We start from the raw sequence: 16,373 nt of genomic DNA, 5'->3' as shown, positions 1-16,373 counted from the left end.
GGTCCCGGATCTTCGCCTCCGGCTCGTCCGGGAATTCATGATCGGAAGACTGGAGTTTCCATGCCCGCCACACCCCCTCCCGGCTTCACCTGGCCCAACGGCGCGAAGCTCGCCTTCTCCCTCGTCGTCAATGTGGAGGAGGGGGCGGAGAAGAATATTCGCGACGGCGACAAGGGGCCGGAACCGGTGGACGAGCTCGGCGCGGTTCCGGCCAAGGCGGCGATCCGCGTGCACGGCAACGAGACCAATTATCAGTACGGGATCAATCGCGGCGCGCCGCGGGTTCTCATACTTCTGGACAAGCACCAGATGCCCGCCACCTGGACCGCGGCGAGCCTCGCGCTGGAGCGGGCGCCCTGGCTGGCCAAAGCGTTAATGGCGCGCGGCGACGAGCCGTGCTGCCATGGCTGGCGCTGGAAATTCACCGCTTTCATGGACGAGGCCGCCGAGCGCGACTTCGTGCGCAAGGGCGCCGACAGCCTTGAAGCGACCTGTGGGCGCCGGCCGGCGGGGTATCTGTCGCGCTATCTGCATTCCGACAAGCTTCGCGCGATCCTCGCCGAAGAAGGCTATCGCTATCACATGGACGATTACTCCGACGATTTTCCCTTCTGGGACGTCGTCGAGACGCCCGGCGGCGGGCGCAAGCCGATCATCGTTCTGCCCTATGCGATCGATTCCAACGATATGAAATTCTGGCTGGCCCCAAGCTTCACGGCGAAAGACTGGGTGCAATACGCCAAGGACACGTTCGACTGGCTTCTTGCCGAGGCCGAGGAGGACGGCGCGCGCATGATGAGCCTGGGCCTGCATCTTCGCATTATCGGCCGGCCGGGCCGCATCGGCGCGCTGGACGAGGTGCTCGCCTACATCAAGAGCAAGCCGAATGTCTGGTGCGCGACGCGCGAGCAGATCGCCGACGCGTTCGCCGCGGCGGTTCCGGCGCCGGTGGCGTGATGATGGAGCCGAGCGCACAGCGATGTCTCCCCCCACTCACGGGGGAGGACATCAGATTTTTGAAGGAAGGCCCATGCCCATGAAGGCCCTTATCACCCTGGCCGCGTTAAGCGCCTCGCTCACCGGCGCGGCCATCGCCGAGGATTCGGCCTCGACTGCTGCTGAAGAGCTGGCGGCGATCTATGCCGGCTCCTTCACCTCCATGGAGCAATGCGCCATTGAAGGCTGGGGCTGTGTGGAGAGCGAGATCGTGCGGGTCTGGCCCGAGCGCGAGGACGGGGTCTGGCTCTATCAGGAGAACGCCTGGCTGGGCGATGATCCCGGCAGCGCCGATCCGGCCGCCAAAGAGCGCCCCTATTTCCAGCGTTTCGTGCGTCTGGTTTCGGCCGGTGAGGGCCGTGTGGTGCGCACGGTTTACTCGATGACCGATCCGGCAAGCTCCGCAGGCGCATACGCCGATGTGTCAGTGCTGAGTCATGAGCAGGTCGCCGACGCCAATTGCTCCGGCGTGGTGGAGCGCATCGCCGCAGGCTACTGGTATGCAGACTTTCCCACCTGCCCCGGCGGGCTGCGGGGCGCGGTGCGCACCCATTCGCGCTCTATCCACACCCCTGACAGCTTCGCCAACTGGGATCGCGGCTTCGACGCCGAGGGTGGCGTCGTGTGGGGGCCGAGCGAGAGCGGCTATGTGTTCAAGCGGGTGGAGTGAAAGTGTGCGTCCTTTCGAGGCTTTTCGGTTTGCGAAAAGACTCCTCAGGATGAGGGATAAATGTGTTTGATATCAGCCTCATCCTGAGCTGTGAGGCCCCGGACACGGTCCGGGGGCGAGCCTCGAAGGACCATCAGGACGAGGCGCAACGGGAGAGAGTCAATGAAAGCCGTCTTCATCGCCTTGCTGGCCGCGCCGCTTCTGGCCGGCTGCCTGATCGTCAACGAGACCGCCGCAACGCCGCGCGCCACCGCCCCGGCTTCGGCCCCGGCCGAGGCTGAGACGGCCCGGCGCGGCCCCATCGATCTTCGCCGCACCACCTTGCTGGTGCGCGACATGGATCGCTCGCTCGCCTTCTATGAGGGCGCGCTGGGTCTGGAGAAGTATTACGACCAGATCATCACCAGCCGGGACGGGACCAGCCAGAGCCATCTGGTGCTTTTACGCGCCAATGATCCCAATATCGGCGTTCTGGGTCTGTGGGAGCTGGAGGACGCTGATCAGGCGCCCGCGCCGGTGACCGGAAGCGACCTCACCGCCGGCGAGATCGTGCTGCTCTTCAACACCTCAGAGCTCGACACGGTGTTCCCGGCCGCCGCCGCCAGCGAAGGGGCGACAGTAATCAGCCCGCCCACCTATCGCGAATATCCAGGCGACGGGGTCACCTATGAGGTCATGGTGTCGATGCTGCGCGATCCCGACGGCCATATCGTCGAGCTGAACAACCGCCTCAGCCCGCCGCTGGAGTGGGATTAGCGGCCGGAGCCTAGAAAGGGTTCAGCGTATAGCCGTCCTGCTGCAGGAGAGCATGGGCGGTCATGGCCGAGAGCATCAGCTCAACCCCCTCGGGAAGGTCCTCGGCGGCGACGTCGTAATACATCGCCGACTGTCCGCACACGATGATGCTATGACCAGCGCCGATAAGCTGGGCGATCAGCGCGGCGTCGGCGCTTTCCGGATCGCTACGCGCTGCGGCGAGCGCCGAAACGGCGCCGCCATGGATGACGATGGCGAGATCCATATGGTCGGCGGCTACGCCGGCGCGCGCATGCATGTTCAGGAAGCGCGCTGCGGTGACGAGGCCCGGGATCGGCGCGCCGTCCTCGCCGGCGTCGCGAAAATCAAAGCTCACCTTGAACTGAATGTCTGGATTGATGGCGCTCATGCCGGGCACTTCGGCGACGGGGCCGTAGCCGGTGATCACCGGGCCCGGCGCGAAATCACCTGGTCCGGCGGCGGCGAGTGCGAGGGCGAGAAGAAGCGGGGTCATGGCGGGCTCCGATCGGGTTTCAAGGCGGCCAGCATAGGCGCCGGATCGCGCGCGCGTCGAGTTGACCCGCTCCCATACGCAGGCTATTTGTCCGGACAATACGATTTGTCCTGGATTTTCCCATGCGCAGCCTGCTCTTCGTTCCTGGATCGCGGCCCGACCGCATAGCCAAGGCGCTCTCCGCCGGGGCCGACGCCGTGTGCGTTGATCTGGAAGACGCGGTGGCGCCCGCCGCCAAGGACGAGGCGCGCAAATCCGTGCTGGCCGAGCTGAACGAAGACGACCGCTTCGCCGTGCGCGTCAATCCGCTGGAGACTGAATGGGGGCGCGAGGACGCAGACGCGCTGGGGGGGCATTCAAGCCGTGCCGCCTTCGTGATGTTGCCCAAGGCGGAAAGCGCGGGGCAGATCGAGATTCTGGCGGCTGCGCTCGGCGATGCGGGCGAAGGGGGGATCGTGCCGATCATCGAAAGCGCGGCGGGCCTGCGCGAGGCGTGGGCGATCTGCGCCGCGCCTGGGGTGAGGGCGGTGCTGTTCGGCGGCGGCGACATGGCCGCCGATCTGGGCGTCGCCATGGACTGGGAGCCGCTTCTGTTTGCGCGAAGCCAGGTGGTCGCCGCCTGCGCCGCGGCGAACGTGCCGGCCATCGACGTGCCGTATCTGGATGTGAAGGACGAGGCGGGGCTGCGCGCCGAAACCGGGCGCGCGAAAGCGCTGGGCTTCACCGCCAAGGCCTGCATCCATCCCGCTCAAGTTTTAGCGGTCAATCACGTCTTCACCCCCAGCGAGGCGGATTTGAGCCACGCCGAACGCGTGATCGCGGCGCTGGACGAGGCTGGCGGCGGCGCGGCGCTTCTGGACGGCAAGCTTATTGAAGCGCCCATCATAAGGCGCGCGCGGCGGGTCCTCGAGACCGCGCGGGCGTCGCGAAAACACTAGGAAAAACAGATGGTTCAGAACGTCAAGCAAGTGGGCCCCCAGCGCTATCGGGAGACCTTCGGGCGGTATTTCGATGATTTCCACGAGGGCGATATCTATGAGCACCGGCCCGGCAAGACGGTGACCGAGTACGACAATCACCTGTTCACGCTTCTGACCATGAACACCCATCCCATGCATTTCGACGCCGAGTTCGCCAAGGCGTCCGAGTTTGGAAAGAATCTGGTGGTCAGCCCCTACACCCTGGCGCTGGTGATCGGCATGAGCGTCACCGACGTCTCCCAGAAGGCCGTCGCCAATCTGGGGATGGACGAGGTGAAGTTCACCGCCCCGGTCTTCGCCGGCGACACGATCTACGCCGAGAGCGAGGTGCTGGGAAAACGCGAGAGCAAGAGCCGGCCCACCCAGGGCATCGTCACCGTGCTGACCCGCGCGTTCAACCAGAAGGGGGAGCAGGTGATCACCTTCAAGCGCAACATGCTGATCCCCAAACAAGGCCACGCGGTGGAAGACACGGTGGGCAACTACTAGGCGGGCCGCGCCGTTCAAGGCCTGAATTCCCGGTCGAAGAGCCGGGACCTCACTCGGAATGGCGTGAACGCTTTGAACAGGTCCCGGATCTTCGCCCTCTCGGGCTCGTCCGGGAATTCATGAACGCACCAAGGTGGAGACCCGGACATGGCTGTCGCCGAAACCTACCAGATGACCGAGGCTGACGAGCGCCAGATGCTCGACGCGATTCAAAAGTGGATCGAGAAGAAGGTCGCGCCCGTGGCCATGGAGCTTGAGCACGCCGACGAGTGGCCGGCGGAGCTTGTGGAGGACATGAAGGAGCTGGGCCTGTTCGGCGCGCTGATCGAGCCGGAGTATGGCGGTCTGGGCCTGTCGGCGGCCACGTATTCGAAGATCGTCATGATGATCGCGGAAGAGTGGATGAGCCTGACCGGCATCTTCAACTCCCATCTGATGATGGCCCAGATCGTCCAGAAATTCGGCACGCAGAAGCAGAAGGAATACTGGCTGCCCAAATTCGCCAGCGGTGAAATCCGCGGCGGGCTGGGCCTCACCGAACCGGACGCGGGCACCGATCTGCAGGCGATCCGGACCACGGCCAAACGCGTCGGCGACACGTATGTTGTCAACGGCGCCAAGACCTGGATCTCCAACGCCATTCAGGGCCATGCCTGCGCCCTTCTGGTGAAGACCGATGCGTCCGCCGAGCCGCGCTATACCGGCATGTCCATGCTCATCGTATGCAAGATCGATCCGGAGACGGGCGAGGCGAAGGACGGCATCCGCAACGGCAAGAAGCTGGAGAAGCTGGGCTATAAGGGCATCGATTCGGGCGAGTTCGTGTTCACCGATTATGAATGCGACGCCGAGCTGAGCCTTGTGGGCGGCGAGGAGGGCAAGGGCTTCTTCATGGCCACCGGGGGGCTGGAGATCGGGCGCATCAATATCGCCGCGCGCTCTGTGGGCATCGCCAAGCGGGCCCTGCGCGAGAGCGTCGCCTATTCCCAGACACGGCGGACCATGGGCAAGCCGATCTGCGAGCATCAGGCGATCCAGCTGAAGCTGGGCGACATGGCCGCGCGCACCCGCGCCGCGGAGCTTCTGGTGGAGGACGCGGCGCGTGCCTACGACACCGGCGCGCGCATCGACATGGAGGCCGGCATGGCGAAGTATTTCGCCAGCGAGACCGCGGTGGAGGTCGCCACCGAAGCCATGCGCATCCATGGCGGCTACGGCTATTCCAAGGAGTACGTGATCGAGCGCCTCTATCGCGACGCCCCGCTCATGTGCATCGGCGAAGGCACCAATGAGATGCAGCGCATCATCATCGCCAAGCAGCTTGTGAAGCGGAACCCGGTCTAGGGGGCGCGGGCCTGTGCGTCCTTCGAGGCTTTTTCTGCGAAAAAGACTCCTCAGGATGAGGACTGTTTGAGCTTTTTACACCCTCATCCTGAGGTGCGAGCCCCGGACCTGATCCGGGGCGAGCCTCGAAGCACCATCAGAATAAAACGCGTTGAGGCGACCCATGCATAAACCGCTTTCCGGCCTGCGCATTCTCGCCATTGAGCAATACGGCGCGGGCCCTTACGGCACCCAGCTTCTGGCGTCCCTGGGCGCGGAGGTGATCAAGATCGAGAACCCGGCGGTGGGCGGCGACAGCGCGCGTGCCGCGGGGCCGCATTTTCTTGGCGAGGATGACAGCCAGTTCTTCCAGACCTTCAATCGCGGCAAGAAATCGGTGGCGCTGGATCTCAAGGAGGCCGGCGACCGGCGCATTTTCGAGCGCCTGGTAAAGACCGCCGACGCCGTCGCCAACAATCTGCGCGGCGATCTGCCGGCCAAGCTGAAGGTGGACTACGCCGCCCTCGGCGCCATCAAGCCGCAGATTGTCTGCGCGCATCTGTCGGCCTATGGGCGCGGCCATGAACGCGAGGCCTGGCCGGGCTATGATTATCTGATGCAGGCCGAAGCCGGCTTTCTCTCCCTCACCGGGGAGCCGGACGGCCCGCCGGCGCGCTTCGGGCTTTCCATGGTCGATTTCATGACCGGCACGATCATGGCCACCGGCCTCGTCAGCGCGATCCTGGGCGCCCAGCGCACCGGCAAGGGCTGCGACGTGGACACTGCGCTTCTGGACACCGCCCTGCACCAGCTCTCCTACCCGGCCACCTGGTTTCTCAATGAGGGCGAAGAGACAACGCGAATCGAGCGCTCAGCGCACCCCACAGTGGCGCCAAGCCAGCTCTTCAAGACGCAGGACGGCTGGATTTTCCTGATGTGCCAGATGCCCAAATTCTGGACCGTGTTCTGCGAGACCGTCGGGCGCGGCGACCTGCTCTCCCACCCCGATTACGCCGACACCGTCGCGCGCCGGCAAAACCGCGCCGCGCTGCAGGTCGATCTCGACGCTTTCTTCTCCACGCGGCCCACGGCCGACTGGGTGGCGATGCTGGGCGGCAAGGTTCCCGTGGCGCCGGTCTATACGGTGGCGGAAGCGCTCACCGCGCCCACCGCGCAGCACATGATCGAAACCGTGGATCATCCCGACGCGCCGGACGGGCTCAAGCTCCTGCGCGAACCCATCGCGCTGAACGGCGAACGTCCCGCCGGCGCCCGCGCCCCCAAGCTCGGCGAGCATACGCGCGAAGTGCTCGATGCGCTGATCGACGGCGACGAGGCGTCATGAAACTCACCGGCCTCAAAGTCATTGATCTCTCCGCCTTTCTGCCCGGTCCCCATCTGACCATGATGATGGCCGATCAGGGCGCCGACGTGGTGATGGTGGAGCCCGCCAACGGGGTGGGCGAGCCCACGCGCGAGATCGGCTGGAGGCACGCCGACGGCGTTTCGGTCTGGTTTCGAAATATTGCGCGCGGCAAGCGCTCCTTGAAGCTGAACCTGAAGGACGAGGACGGCCGCAAGCTCCTGCACAAGCTGGTGGAGACCGCCGACGTGGTGGTGGAGGCGTTCCGACCCGGCGTCGCGGCGCGCCTGGGCGCCGACTACGCGACCCTGTCGGGAATAAATCCACGCCTTGTGTATTGCTCCATCTCCGCCTTCGGCCAGGACGGCGATTACGCACAGAAACCCGCCCACGACCTCACGGTTCAGGCGCTCGCCGGGCTGGTGGATCTTAATCGCGGGCTGGAGGACCAAAAGCCGGCGAGCCCCAACATGCCGGTGGCCGACATGGCGGCTTCGCTCATGGCGCTCTCGGCGATCCTCATGGCGCTCTATCGCCGCTGTGAGACCGGCGAAGGCGATTTCATCGACATGGCCATGTATGACGCTGCGCTCGCCTGGACGCCCAATGTCACCGGGCCGGTGTTCGCCGAAGACGCCCACCCGCCGGTCAAGGACATGCGCAGCTTCGGCGGAGCGGCGATGTACCATGTCTATGAGACGCGCGATCAAAAGCACCTGGTGCTGGGCGGGTCGGAGGTGAAGTTCGCTACAAACCTTCTCACCGCCCTTGGCCGCGAGGATCTGATCGATGAGGCGAAAGCCGAGCCCGGCCCGGCCCAAGCTGGCTTGCGCGCCTTTCTCAAAGACACCTTCGCCAGCGAAAGCCTCTCTCACTGGGAAACGTTTCTGGGCGCGCTTGATGTCTGCTGGGCGCCGGTGCGCACTTTGAAGGACGCGTTCGACGATCCCCACACCCGCGCAAGGGGGCTTGTGTTCGAGGACAAGCAGGGCGCGCGCCATATCGGCTCTCCGTTTCATTTCGCCCGCGAGCCCGGCGTGCCCAACTTCGCGGCGCCGGCGTTCGGCGAGCATTCCGAAGCCCTGGCGCTGGAGGCCGGTTTCGACCTGCAGACCGTGCGCGCCATGAAGGCGCGCGGCGTGATCTAGAGAGATATTTTGGCGCTTTGAAACGGCGCCGCGAAATAGTCTTGCCGTCGCCGCGCCGCAGCCAGGTTCCAAGTCTATCTTTGATCTTATGGACGAACCCACGCTCGCCGCCCGCGCCCGTTTTCTGCGCTGGACCGCCAGGTTCGCCGTGACGCTTGTGGTGAGCGTCGTGGTGCTGGCGGGCATGCGCGCTCTGGACGCCTTTCCCGATCGCTACAAGGCGTGGACTGACCTTCATCTGGATGAACCGGAAGGACCCTTCGACGCCGTGAAGCGGGTCCAGCTCGGCGGGTTTGCCGCCTGCATGGAGGCGCTGGAGGAAAGCAGCGCCCTCACCCGCCTCGCCGATCCGCGCGAGGGGCCTAACGGATGCGGCTATGACGAGGCGGTGGTGCTGGAGCGCTCAGGCCATGCCTGGTCGGCGCCGCAGCCCATGGTGATGCGCTGCCCGCTGGCGGCGGCCGTTTATCTCTGGGAGCGCCGTGTCGTGGCGCCGGCCGCCGAGGCCCATTTCGGTCAGGGCGTGGCGGAGATTCGCCAGTACGGAATCTATAGCTGCCGTCCGGTGAACAATCGCGACGGCGCGCGCCTGAGCGAGCACGCAAAAGCCAACGCCATCGACGTTTCCGGCTTCGTGCTGGAGGACGGACGTGTGATCAGCGTGCGGTCTGGCTGGGGCGGCGGCGAAGCAGACGAAACCGTTGATGAGGCCGCGCGGGCTGAAGCGGCCTTCCTGCGAGAGGTTCATGGTGGGGCGTGCGGGCTGTTCCGGGGCGTCATCGGCCCGGACGGCGATGCGGCCCACGCCGATCATTTCCATCTCGACATGGGCCGCTGGAGGTTCTGCCGCTAGAGCGGCTGCGCCCAGTATCAGCTTTCAGGACCGGAAAGCCCCAGATGCGATTTCGCCGGGGTCTTGGCGGCGTGATCGCTGAGCAGGGTCTGGACGCGCTTCTCGATATCGCCGGAGGGCTCATTCACCACGTCCTTGGGCTCTTCGATGATGATGCGCTTTTCCAGCCGGTGGGTGAGATGCTCGCGCGCCTCGCCCAGCGTCTTGCCGGGGGCGATGAGCACCAGGCGGTCGAAGCGCTTGTGTTCGGCGTCCCTGGCCAGGCGGTCCATCAGCCGGTCGGTGAAGCGGATTTTCTCCAGCGCATGGCGGTCGGTCTGCTGCACGCCGGAGCGGCCATGGCCGGCCTGGGCGTCCACGCCTTTCCCCTTGGCGCCGGAGCCGGCGTCCTGAAAGCGGCCGGCGCGGTCTGTGGTCTGCTCGCGGTCGGGCGGATTGTCGTTGTCGAAGCGGTTGAGCAGGTCGAGATTCACCGCGTCGTCAAATCCCTTGTTTTCAAACACCAGCGCCTTGCCGCCGTCAAAGACGGCCACCCAGGTGATCTGATCAGCTTCGGGGCGCATGGGCGATCCTCCATAAATACTGTGCCTTGGAGGACATAAACGCGCCCCGGCCGCCCAGTGTTGCGCGGCCGGTGTCTGCATCGCTGCGCTTTGGGCGGCGAGCCCTAGCTGGCGGGCGTCAGCTTGAGGGCGTGAGGGGCGCGAACGTGCCGGTGCAGGCGTCTTCAAGCACCCACTGGCCGTTTTCCTGCACGAAGGTGCAACGCGCATGATCCACCGCCGGCGTTCCAAGCTCGGCGCCGAGGAGGGTTTCGTTCTGAAGGCTTTCGAAGCGGCCCTGAGGGAACACGTAGGTATAGCGCTGGGTGTCCGAGACCGCCTCGTCCCACAGGCAGAGCGGGGGCTGCATCAGGACGGTGCGCACACTGCGATCACCCATGCGGAAGCCGAAGACCTGGGCTTCGATGGCGGGATCCAGATTGCGCACGCGCGCGGCCTGCGGTCCTTCGGCCATGAGGTCGGCGACGCGCGCCTCGTCATGGGCGACCATGGCGCCGAACAAATCGCGTTCGGCCGGGGTCGCGTCGCGGCAGGCGATGGGGGCGGGCGTTGTGGCGCAGGCGGAAAGACCGGCGGCGGCGAGCAGCGCGCCGAGCGTCAGGCGGGAGGTGCGGGCGTTCATGGAAGTCCTCTCTGAAAGTCCGCTTTGCGGGGGTTTTGGGACAATGCCCCCGCCCGCGCCGGGCGCCAATACGCCAATGCGATTTTGCTTAACCGCATCCTCCCGCCATGGCGTCGATCCAGGCCGCGACGAGCGCCACGCCGTCGTCATGGGCCACCGCGCGGCCCAGCTCCGGCATCATGATGTCGGGCCGGCCGCTTTCCATGCGATGAGTCAGGATCGAGGCGCCTGAATCGCCAGGAACAATGCCGTAGAGCCGCCCGCCCGTGCCGCGCCCGGCGGCGATGGGCGGTTTGCAGATACCGAAATTGGCGGCCACCGGCTCCCACGGCTCCAGATACAGGCCCGACGTGTCGGCCTGTCCGGTGCGCGAATGGCAATGGGCGCAGTTGATGTCGATATAGCCGCGCGCCGCGTCGGTGAGCGCGGCGTCCGCCAGGGGAATACCCGACCGCCAGGCGGCGGTGATCGGCGCGTCTTCAGGCTCCGGCGCACCGGTGAGCAGACCCAGATCGCTCCAGCGCTCAAGCTGGTTCACCGGGTCTCCGCCAGAAGCTCCGGCATGGTCGCCGCCATAATCGAACGGGCCGTTGAGATGGCGCGCCTTCGGCCCGATGGGGCGCACGCCGCGCCCGTCCGTGGTGTCGGTGACATGGCAGTTGGCGCACTGATTGACGTTGGGCACGAGATAGTCGAGGCGCTGTTCACCCCCTGCCTGGCTGATGAGCGTGAGATCCACGAAAGCCCCGGCGCGCGCCAGCCGGGCCTCGCTCTGGTCGGCGTCCCAGACATAGGGCAAGGCTTCCCATCCGGCTTCGCGGTGGACCAGAACCCGCGTTTCGATCAGGCGCACCTCGCTCATGTCCAGGCTGGCGCCGTTGAAATGGTCTTCCAGAGCGCCGTTCCGGCTCACCCGTTCAAACCCGCCCGAGGCGGCGGGATAAAAGAAGGTCTTGGTGATCACCGTGCCGACGGGAAAGTCGAACGTGTCGCGGGCGTCATAGGCGGCCGGTCCCGCCTCGCCGGGGATCCAGACCGTGCGCAGTTTCAGCGCGTAGTCGGAGAACAAAGCGGTGTTCAGATCATAGGGCGTCACGCCCGCGCCCAGCACCAGCGATCCGCCGCCGGCGATGAGCTGGCCCCAGTCCGACAACAGATCGGGGCGGCCCGCATCGATGTATCGCGGCGCCGGGGCGTCGGGCACGGCGCCGGACGCCTGCGTCGCCGAGGCGTCTTGCGCACCGTCACAGGCCGACAGCGCCAGCCCCGCCGCGAGCATCAGGGGGGCGATCAGACGGGCGGGGCGCATCTAGAGCTCCAGCGCCACCGGGGCGAGCGGGGCGAGCGTACAATCGAAGGGCTCGCTCCCGTGGCGCGGCGTTTCGGCGCCGCGCGGCTCGTCCACCCACATCACCTCGGCGTCCGTGACGCAGATGCGCTTGTCGTCGGGGAGGCCGTCGGCGTAGGCCGCGTCCATATAGCCGTCCCAGATCACCGGGGGCAGGGCGCCCATGGGCCCGAACAGCGCCACGCGCGCCGCCTGCAGGATCAGGGCGTCGGGATTGCCGCCGCCGCCCTCATAGGTGTTCTCGTACACCCAGATCGCTTCGGGATAGGGGTTGAAATCGTCGGCCAGCTCGAGGTTTTCAAACCCGGAGGAATAGAAGCTGGAGATGATCACATGACCGGTGCGGTTGTCTCTGAGCCGGTTGTTGAAGATCTCCACCGCGTCGTTGGAATTGATCAGGATGCCCGTGCCGGCGGGCACGCCGGCCACCGGCGTGCCGGCATGGCCGAAATTGCGGGTGTTGTTCTCGAACACGTCATTGTCATAGACCCGGGTGCCGGCGCCGGGCCGGGGCAGGTTGGGCATGTTGAACACCAGGATGCCGCCGGTATTGTTGGTGGCGACATTGCCGTACACGTCGGCGTGGTTGGAGTTTTCGATCTCGATGCCGGCGACGTTGAACTCGGCGCGATTATTGCGCACCACGATGCGGTCGGACTGGCCCACATAGATGCCGGCGTCAGACGCGCCGATGGCGACGGAGTCCTCGATCAGCACGTCGGTGGACTGGACCGGATAGAGCCCGTAGGCCCCGTTCTCGGTGGAATATCCGCCTGTCCACTCCACGCGCACGCCGCGGATCACGACATTGTCGCCGTCGGTGATCTTCACCGCGTCGCCCACCGTGTCCTCGATGGCGAGATTCTCCAGCGTGAAATTGTCCGCGCCGGAGACCAGCAGGCCCTCCGCGCCCTGGCGCTGCTCGGCGAAGGAGAGCACCGTGGCGTCCATGCCCTGACCGCGGATCGTGACATTGTCCACGGTGAGCGAAAGGCCGCGCTCGATGATGAAACGCCCTGCCGGGATTTCGATCACATCTCCGGGCTCGGCGTCCAGAAGGGCGGTCATCAGCGTGGTCTGATACTCGCGATCAAAGGCCGAGGTGTCGCGCGCGGCCTCCTCGCCCGAGCAGGCGCACGCCAAAAAGCCGGCGAGCAGCGGCGCGAGTGTTCTGACGGCTCCCATGGAAAGCCTCCTCCCTGTGGCGGACCTGGCGCCCGCCTTGTTTGAGGGTAAGGATAAACGAACAGCGTTCATGGTGTCGAGGGCGGGCGCGTTTCATGGGAGCGCCGCCCTTGACCGCACGCGCTGTACTAAATTTATAACGGATTGAACCATGGGCCGAGACCGGCGTTCTCCCCGTGACCTCGGCCAGGCTCCCCTTGGTCCGGCTGTGATCGGCCGTCTTTAACCCCGCTCCGCCCGGCGCATCAGAACAACCGCCGCCCCGCTTTTGAAAATTCGAAGCGGGAGTGACCCATGTTAGCGCCCGCCGGCGCCAAGGCGCGCATCCTTCCCGGAGCTAAGCAAGGAAGGTGGGCCGATGACTCGTTATCAATTGAGAGATCTGATTGCGCCCCTGCGTCGCTACGGGCGTCTCATGACTGGCGATACGACGATCGCCGACAAGGTTCTGCTCCGCATGCTCGCCGAGGTGAGACCGGCGCCAAGCGGGGGACCTGTGTTCCGCTTGAAACTCTACCGCGCCCACACCGGCGCGCTGGCGCTTCATGCGCAAACCGTGTCTTCGGCCCTGGCCTCGAACTCGCGCGGCGCGCTGCGTTCCGATGGCGCGCTGGCGGCGGCGGCCTGCGCCCTGCCTTTTGTAGAGCGGGCCGTTCTGGGTCTGGTCACGGTGGAGGGCTTCACGCCCGCCGAAGCCGGCGCGATCCTGAAAATGCCGGTGGTGCTGGTGGAGCGCAGCCTGAAAAGCGCCCTCGACCGTCTCAGCCCGATACCGGTCCTGCGGACGGCTCAGCCGGTCTTTCTCGCCGCGCCCGGTCTCGCCTGATCTGAAAATCGCTGACGGGCGCGCCGGCGTGTGTTAACTTTTAAGCGTCTTGTGTGGCGTGAGGAGGGGACATGCCGGTGCGACCCGATCTGACGACCGTATCTTTCAGCGCCGTCATGACCGCCGCTTTCACCGGTCTTGCCGCCGCTCTGGCGCTTGCGTTTGGCCTTTCCGTGGCAGGCGCCGCGCCGGGCTTCGCGCAGCAGTCGGCGCCGCCGCCCGACGAACCGCCCCAGCGCCTCCAGATCGACCCCCGCCGGTTTCAACCGGTTGATCGAAGCCAGTTCCAGATTCAGGACTTCTCGCAGCTGCGCCCTGTGCAGCCGGAAACGCGCGAGCGGGACCCGCGCCTGGCGGTGATCGACTGGACCGCCGCGTTTTCCGATCGCGAGCGTCAGATCGCCGCCCTGCGCGAGTCCCCTAATCAGTCTCCCAATCAGGACTCAACGAACGCCGCGCCGAACCAGGGTTTCCTGCCTCAGATCTCAAGGGGCTCGCGCGAGCGCATCCAGCCGGTCCACATGCCTGTCCTGCTGCCCGCTGCGGCGGTCGCCGAGGCGATCACCACGCGCGCCGGCGGTGAGCCGGGGATGATGCTTCTCACCCGGGCGTATTTCTACGACGCCGCCTGGAATATCGACGGGATGAGCGTGCAGGTGAACGGCACGCGCCTGATCAATCACCGCGGAAACGCGGTTGCGCGCGCGGCCGATCTCAACCGCGGACGCGACGGCGACGGCTACCGGGTCGTCACCAATGAGAGCGGGCTGACGGCCGATTTCTCGCGCTACGGCGGCGCCTACACCGTAACGATCGAATGCGGTTCGGGGACGGACCCGCGCTGCGCCGACGAGACCTATCTCAGAGGGCTTCTGGACAGGCTGATCGTCGCGGGCGGCAATCCGGACGAGGAGGGCTGAGTCATGAGCTATCAGCGCGACGCAGTCCTGGCCGCCATTATCGCCGTCCTGGGCGGCGCGGCGCTGATCTTCTACCCCGCAGGCGATGCCGGCGACCCGCCAGGGCCGCCGATGGAGCAGCCGGGCGACACTCCGGAGGAGGGTCCCGAAGAGCCGGGAGGTCTGCCTGAAGAGACCCCTGAAGACCCGCCGGAGGAGGAACCCGCAGATCCGCCGGTTGAAGACCCGCCCACTGAAGACCCGCCGGTCGAGGATCCCGAACCGCCGGCGGCGGTGGACGAAACCGGATCGCCGTTCAGCTATGACCCGCCCGGTGAATTGACCGAATACGATTTTCGTGACGGCGCCGAGGAGGAAGGTTTCTCAGGAACCGGTTTCCAGGGCACGGCGAATTTTGATCGCAATTACGTCTTCGCGCCGGACATGGACTGGCCCCTGGACGAGCGCGGCTTTCCCAATTCCCAGGTCTATCGCCCGGGCGGCTATCAGTCCGCGGGCGGCCAGTGCGACGCGTCCAATTACGATTATCCGTGGCAGGATAATTTTTGCGAGACCCGCGGACACGGCAACGCCTTCTGCCAGGGCGGGCAGGGCCATCAGGGTCAGGATATCCGGCCCGCCAGCTGCCCGCCTGTGACCGGCGGCGCTCACATGGCGGTGGCCGCCGCCGACGGATACATCTCCAATATCGGCTCGATCTCCGTCTGGCTGCGCGATGAGGAGAGCGGGCGGACCTATTGGTACATGCACCTCAATCACTGGGACAGTTGCGGCGATCCGGCGACGTTGAGCCAGGCCCAGTGCAATTCCAGCGGCATCGCCTCGATCTGTTCGGGTAATGCGCTGGAGGTGGAGGTGGGCGACGCGGTGTCCGCCGGCGATCCCATCGGAGAGGTCTCCAACTGGTTCGGGATCGGCTGGGACGCCGACCGCAATCGCTGCGTCTGGCGCGCCACCACCGAGCATCTTCATTTTGAGATCCACGACACGGTAAGCCCTGACGGCGACACCGCCGCTTCCATGCGCGTGCCGCCCTATTCGTCTCTGGTGACGGCCTATCTCGACCGACTCAGCGCCGATCCGGCGCTCTATCCCGAATGGGAAGAGGCGGAATATTAGGCTTTCAGACCGTTGAAGATAATGTCCGCGATGTCTTCGGCGTAGGCGGTCGGGTCGCGCTCTTGGTCGCCGACGTCTGCAAAGACTGTCGTCATGAAAAGTTCTGTCACCGCCGGACCAATCAGAACCCTGTTGGCCGCGTCGGCATCGACCTGGCGGAACACGCCGCGGCGCGCGCCCGCCTCGAGCAGGTCGGTCAATGCGGCATGGGCGATGTCGATGACGCGCCGTCTGTAATGACTGGCGAGCGCAGGAAAGCGCGCGCCTTCGGCCATCACGACCCGTGTGGCGGCTGAAAGATCCTTGTCTGCGATGGTTTTGAAAAGGAGCGTGAAGATCGCCCTGAGACCCGCTTCCGGGTCGCGGTCCGCTGCGGCGTGGGTCAGGCGGGCGACGGCGTCCGCTATTCGCGCGGAGGTCAGTTCCACGAGCCCCTCGATCATCTTTTCCTTGGTTGGAAACAATAGCCGCACATAGCTTTCAGGCGCGTCAGCCCGGGCTGCGATGTCGGCGAATGACGGGCGCTCAAACCCCTGCTCCACAAACAGCGCCACGGCGCAGTCCAAAATATCTTCCGGTCCGCGGTCACAGTCGAAATCGGATGGATGGTGGGTCATTGATCGCCCCTATCTGCCGCGGCTGAAATAGGCCGCTCGGCCAAGCAGGCAATATGCCCGAGGCCCGCAGCCGGAGGATCT

At 65.7% G+C, this 16,373-nt stretch carries 18 protein-coding genes; 12 read left to right on the top strand and 6 right to left on the bottom strand.

The window, feature by feature from the left end; all coding sequences use genetic code 11:
- The first annotated feature begins 60 nt into the window (after positions 1-60).
- The 3 genes from ACWCOP_RS12605 to ACWCOP_RS12595 all read left to right on the top strand — a co-directional run bounded on the left by ACWCOP_RS12605 (position 61) and on the right by ACWCOP_RS12595 (position 2,422).
- Positions 61-957, top strand: a complete 897-nt coding sequence (locus ACWCOP_RS12605) for a polysaccharide deacetylase family protein (protein ID WP_478248642.1) — start codon at positions 61-63, stop codon at positions 955-957.
- A 73-nt stretch (positions 958-1,030) separates the two neighbouring features.
- Positions 1,031-1,666, top strand: a complete 636-nt coding sequence (locus tag ACWCOP_RS12600) for a chromophore lyase CpcT/CpeT (protein WP_478248641.1) — start codon at positions 1,031-1,033, stop codon at positions 1,664-1,666.
- A 162-nt stretch (positions 1,667-1,828) separates the two neighbouring features.
- Positions 1,829-2,422: a VOC family protein gene (locus tag ACWCOP_RS12595; RefSeq protein WP_478248640.1), complete on the top strand. Its 594-nt coding sequence runs from the start codon at positions 1,829-1,831 to the stop codon at positions 2,420-2,422.
- Between the two features lie 10 nt (positions 2,423-2,432).
- On the opposite strand, the gene ACWCOP_RS12590 is transcribed toward ACWCOP_RS12595, so the two are convergent.
- On the bottom strand, positions 2,433-2,936 hold the full coding sequence (locus ACWCOP_RS12590) for a DsrE family protein (protein ID WP_478248639.1): 504 nt from the start codon (positions 2,934-2,936) through the stop codon (positions 2,433-2,435).
- A gap of 122 nt (positions 2,937-3,058) precedes the next feature.
- On the opposite strand from ACWCOP_RS12590, the gene ACWCOP_RS12585 reads away from it, so the two are divergent.
- The 6 genes from ACWCOP_RS12585 to ACWCOP_RS12560 all read left to right on the top strand — a co-directional run bounded on the left by ACWCOP_RS12585 (position 3,059) and on the right by ACWCOP_RS12560 (position 9,092).
- On the top strand, positions 3,059-3,874 hold the full coding sequence (locus ACWCOP_RS12585; protein ID WP_478248638.1) for an HpcH/HpaI aldolase/citrate lyase family protein: 816 nt from the start codon (positions 3,059-3,061) through the stop codon (positions 3,872-3,874).
- 9 nt (positions 3,875-3,883) lie between these two features.
- The gene (locus ACWCOP_RS12580; RefSeq protein ID WP_478248637.1) at positions 3,884-4,405 is read left to right on the top strand and encodes a MaoC family dehydratase; all 522 of its coding nucleotides are present in this window, start codon (positions 3,884-3,886) and stop codon (positions 4,403-4,405) included.
- 147 nt (positions 4,406-4,552) lie between these two features.
- The gene (locus tag ACWCOP_RS12575; RefSeq protein WP_478248636.1) at positions 4,553-5,749 is read left to right on the top strand and encodes an acyl-CoA dehydrogenase family protein; all 1,197 of its coding nucleotides are present in this window, start codon (positions 4,553-4,555) and stop codon (positions 5,747-5,749) included.
- Between the two features lie 163 nt (positions 5,750-5,912).
- Entirely contained in the window at positions 5,913-7,073 is a 1,161-nt protein-coding gene (locus tag ACWCOP_RS12570; RefSeq protein ID WP_478248635.1) for a CaiB/BaiF CoA transferase family protein, read from the top strand.
- Positions 7,070-8,239: a CaiB/BaiF CoA transferase family protein gene (locus ACWCOP_RS12565; RefSeq protein WP_478248634.1), complete on the top strand. Its 1,170-nt coding sequence runs from the start codon at positions 7,070-7,072 to the stop codon at positions 8,237-8,239. Before ACWCOP_RS12570 ends, ACWCOP_RS12565 begins: the two co-directional genes overlap by 4 nt.
- A gap of 88 nt (positions 8,240-8,327) precedes the next feature.
- Entirely contained in the window at positions 8,328-9,092 is a 765-nt protein-coding gene (locus tag ACWCOP_RS12560; RefSeq protein WP_478248633.1) for an extensin-like domain-containing protein, read from the top strand.
- A 17-nt stretch (positions 9,093-9,109) separates the two neighbouring features.
- Here ACWCOP_RS12560 and ACWCOP_RS12555 read toward each other — a convergent pair whose 3' ends face one another.
- From ACWCOP_RS12555 to ACWCOP_RS12540, 4 genes are all read right to left on the bottom strand, one after another.
- Positions 9,110-9,655 (bottom strand): baeRF12 domain-containing protein, encoded by a 546-nt coding sequence (locus ACWCOP_RS12555; protein WP_478248632.1) that lies wholly within the window; start codon positions 9,653-9,655, stop codon positions 9,110-9,112.
- 118 nt (positions 9,656-9,773) lie between these two features.
- On the bottom strand, positions 9,774-10,277 hold the full coding sequence (locus ACWCOP_RS12550; RefSeq protein ID WP_478248631.1) for a hypothetical protein: 504 nt from the start codon (positions 10,275-10,277) through the stop codon (positions 9,774-9,776).
- Between the two features lie 88 nt (positions 10,278-10,365).
- Complete coding sequence (locus ACWCOP_RS12545) at positions 10,366-11,586, bottom strand: SO2930 family diheme c-type cytochrome (RefSeq protein WP_478248630.1); 1,221 nt, start codon at positions 11,584-11,586, stop codon at positions 10,366-10,368.
- On the bottom strand, positions 11,587-12,810 hold the full coding sequence (locus ACWCOP_RS12540; protein ID WP_478248629.1) for a parallel beta-helix domain-containing protein: 1,224 nt from the start codon (positions 12,808-12,810) through the stop codon (positions 11,587-11,589).
- A 358-nt stretch (positions 12,811-13,168) separates the two neighbouring features.
- Between ACWCOP_RS12540 and ACWCOP_RS12535 the strand changes: the two genes are divergently transcribed.
- The 3 genes from ACWCOP_RS12535 (at position 13,169) to ACWCOP_RS12525 (ending at position 15,675) form a co-directional block, all read left to right on the top strand.
- Positions 13,169-13,636: a hypothetical protein gene (locus tag ACWCOP_RS12535; protein WP_478248628.1), complete on the top strand. Its 468-nt coding sequence runs from the start codon at positions 13,169-13,171 to the stop codon at positions 13,634-13,636.
- 71 nt (positions 13,637-13,707) lie between these two features.
- Entirely contained in the window at positions 13,708-14,556 is an 849-nt protein-coding gene (locus ACWCOP_RS12530; protein ID WP_478248627.1) for a hypothetical protein, read from the top strand.
- 3 nt (positions 14,557-14,559) lie between these two features.
- Entirely contained in the window at positions 14,560-15,675 is a 1,116-nt protein-coding gene (locus tag ACWCOP_RS12525; RefSeq protein ID WP_478248626.1) for a M23 family metallopeptidase, read from the top strand.
- Here ACWCOP_RS12525 and ACWCOP_RS12520 read toward each other — a convergent pair.
- Complete coding sequence (locus ACWCOP_RS12520; protein WP_478248625.1) at positions 15,672-16,292, bottom strand: TetR/AcrR family transcriptional regulator; 621 nt, start codon at positions 16,290-16,292, stop codon at positions 15,672-15,674. The genes ACWCOP_RS12525 and ACWCOP_RS12520 overlap by 4 nt on opposite strands.
- Positions 16,293-16,373: the final 81 nt, after the last annotated feature.

This window comes from Apolloniradiicaulis salifontis (assembly GCF_053756655.1).
Note: the sequence above shows the minus strand (reverse complement) of the source record. Positions and strands in the feature narration are given on the sequence as shown.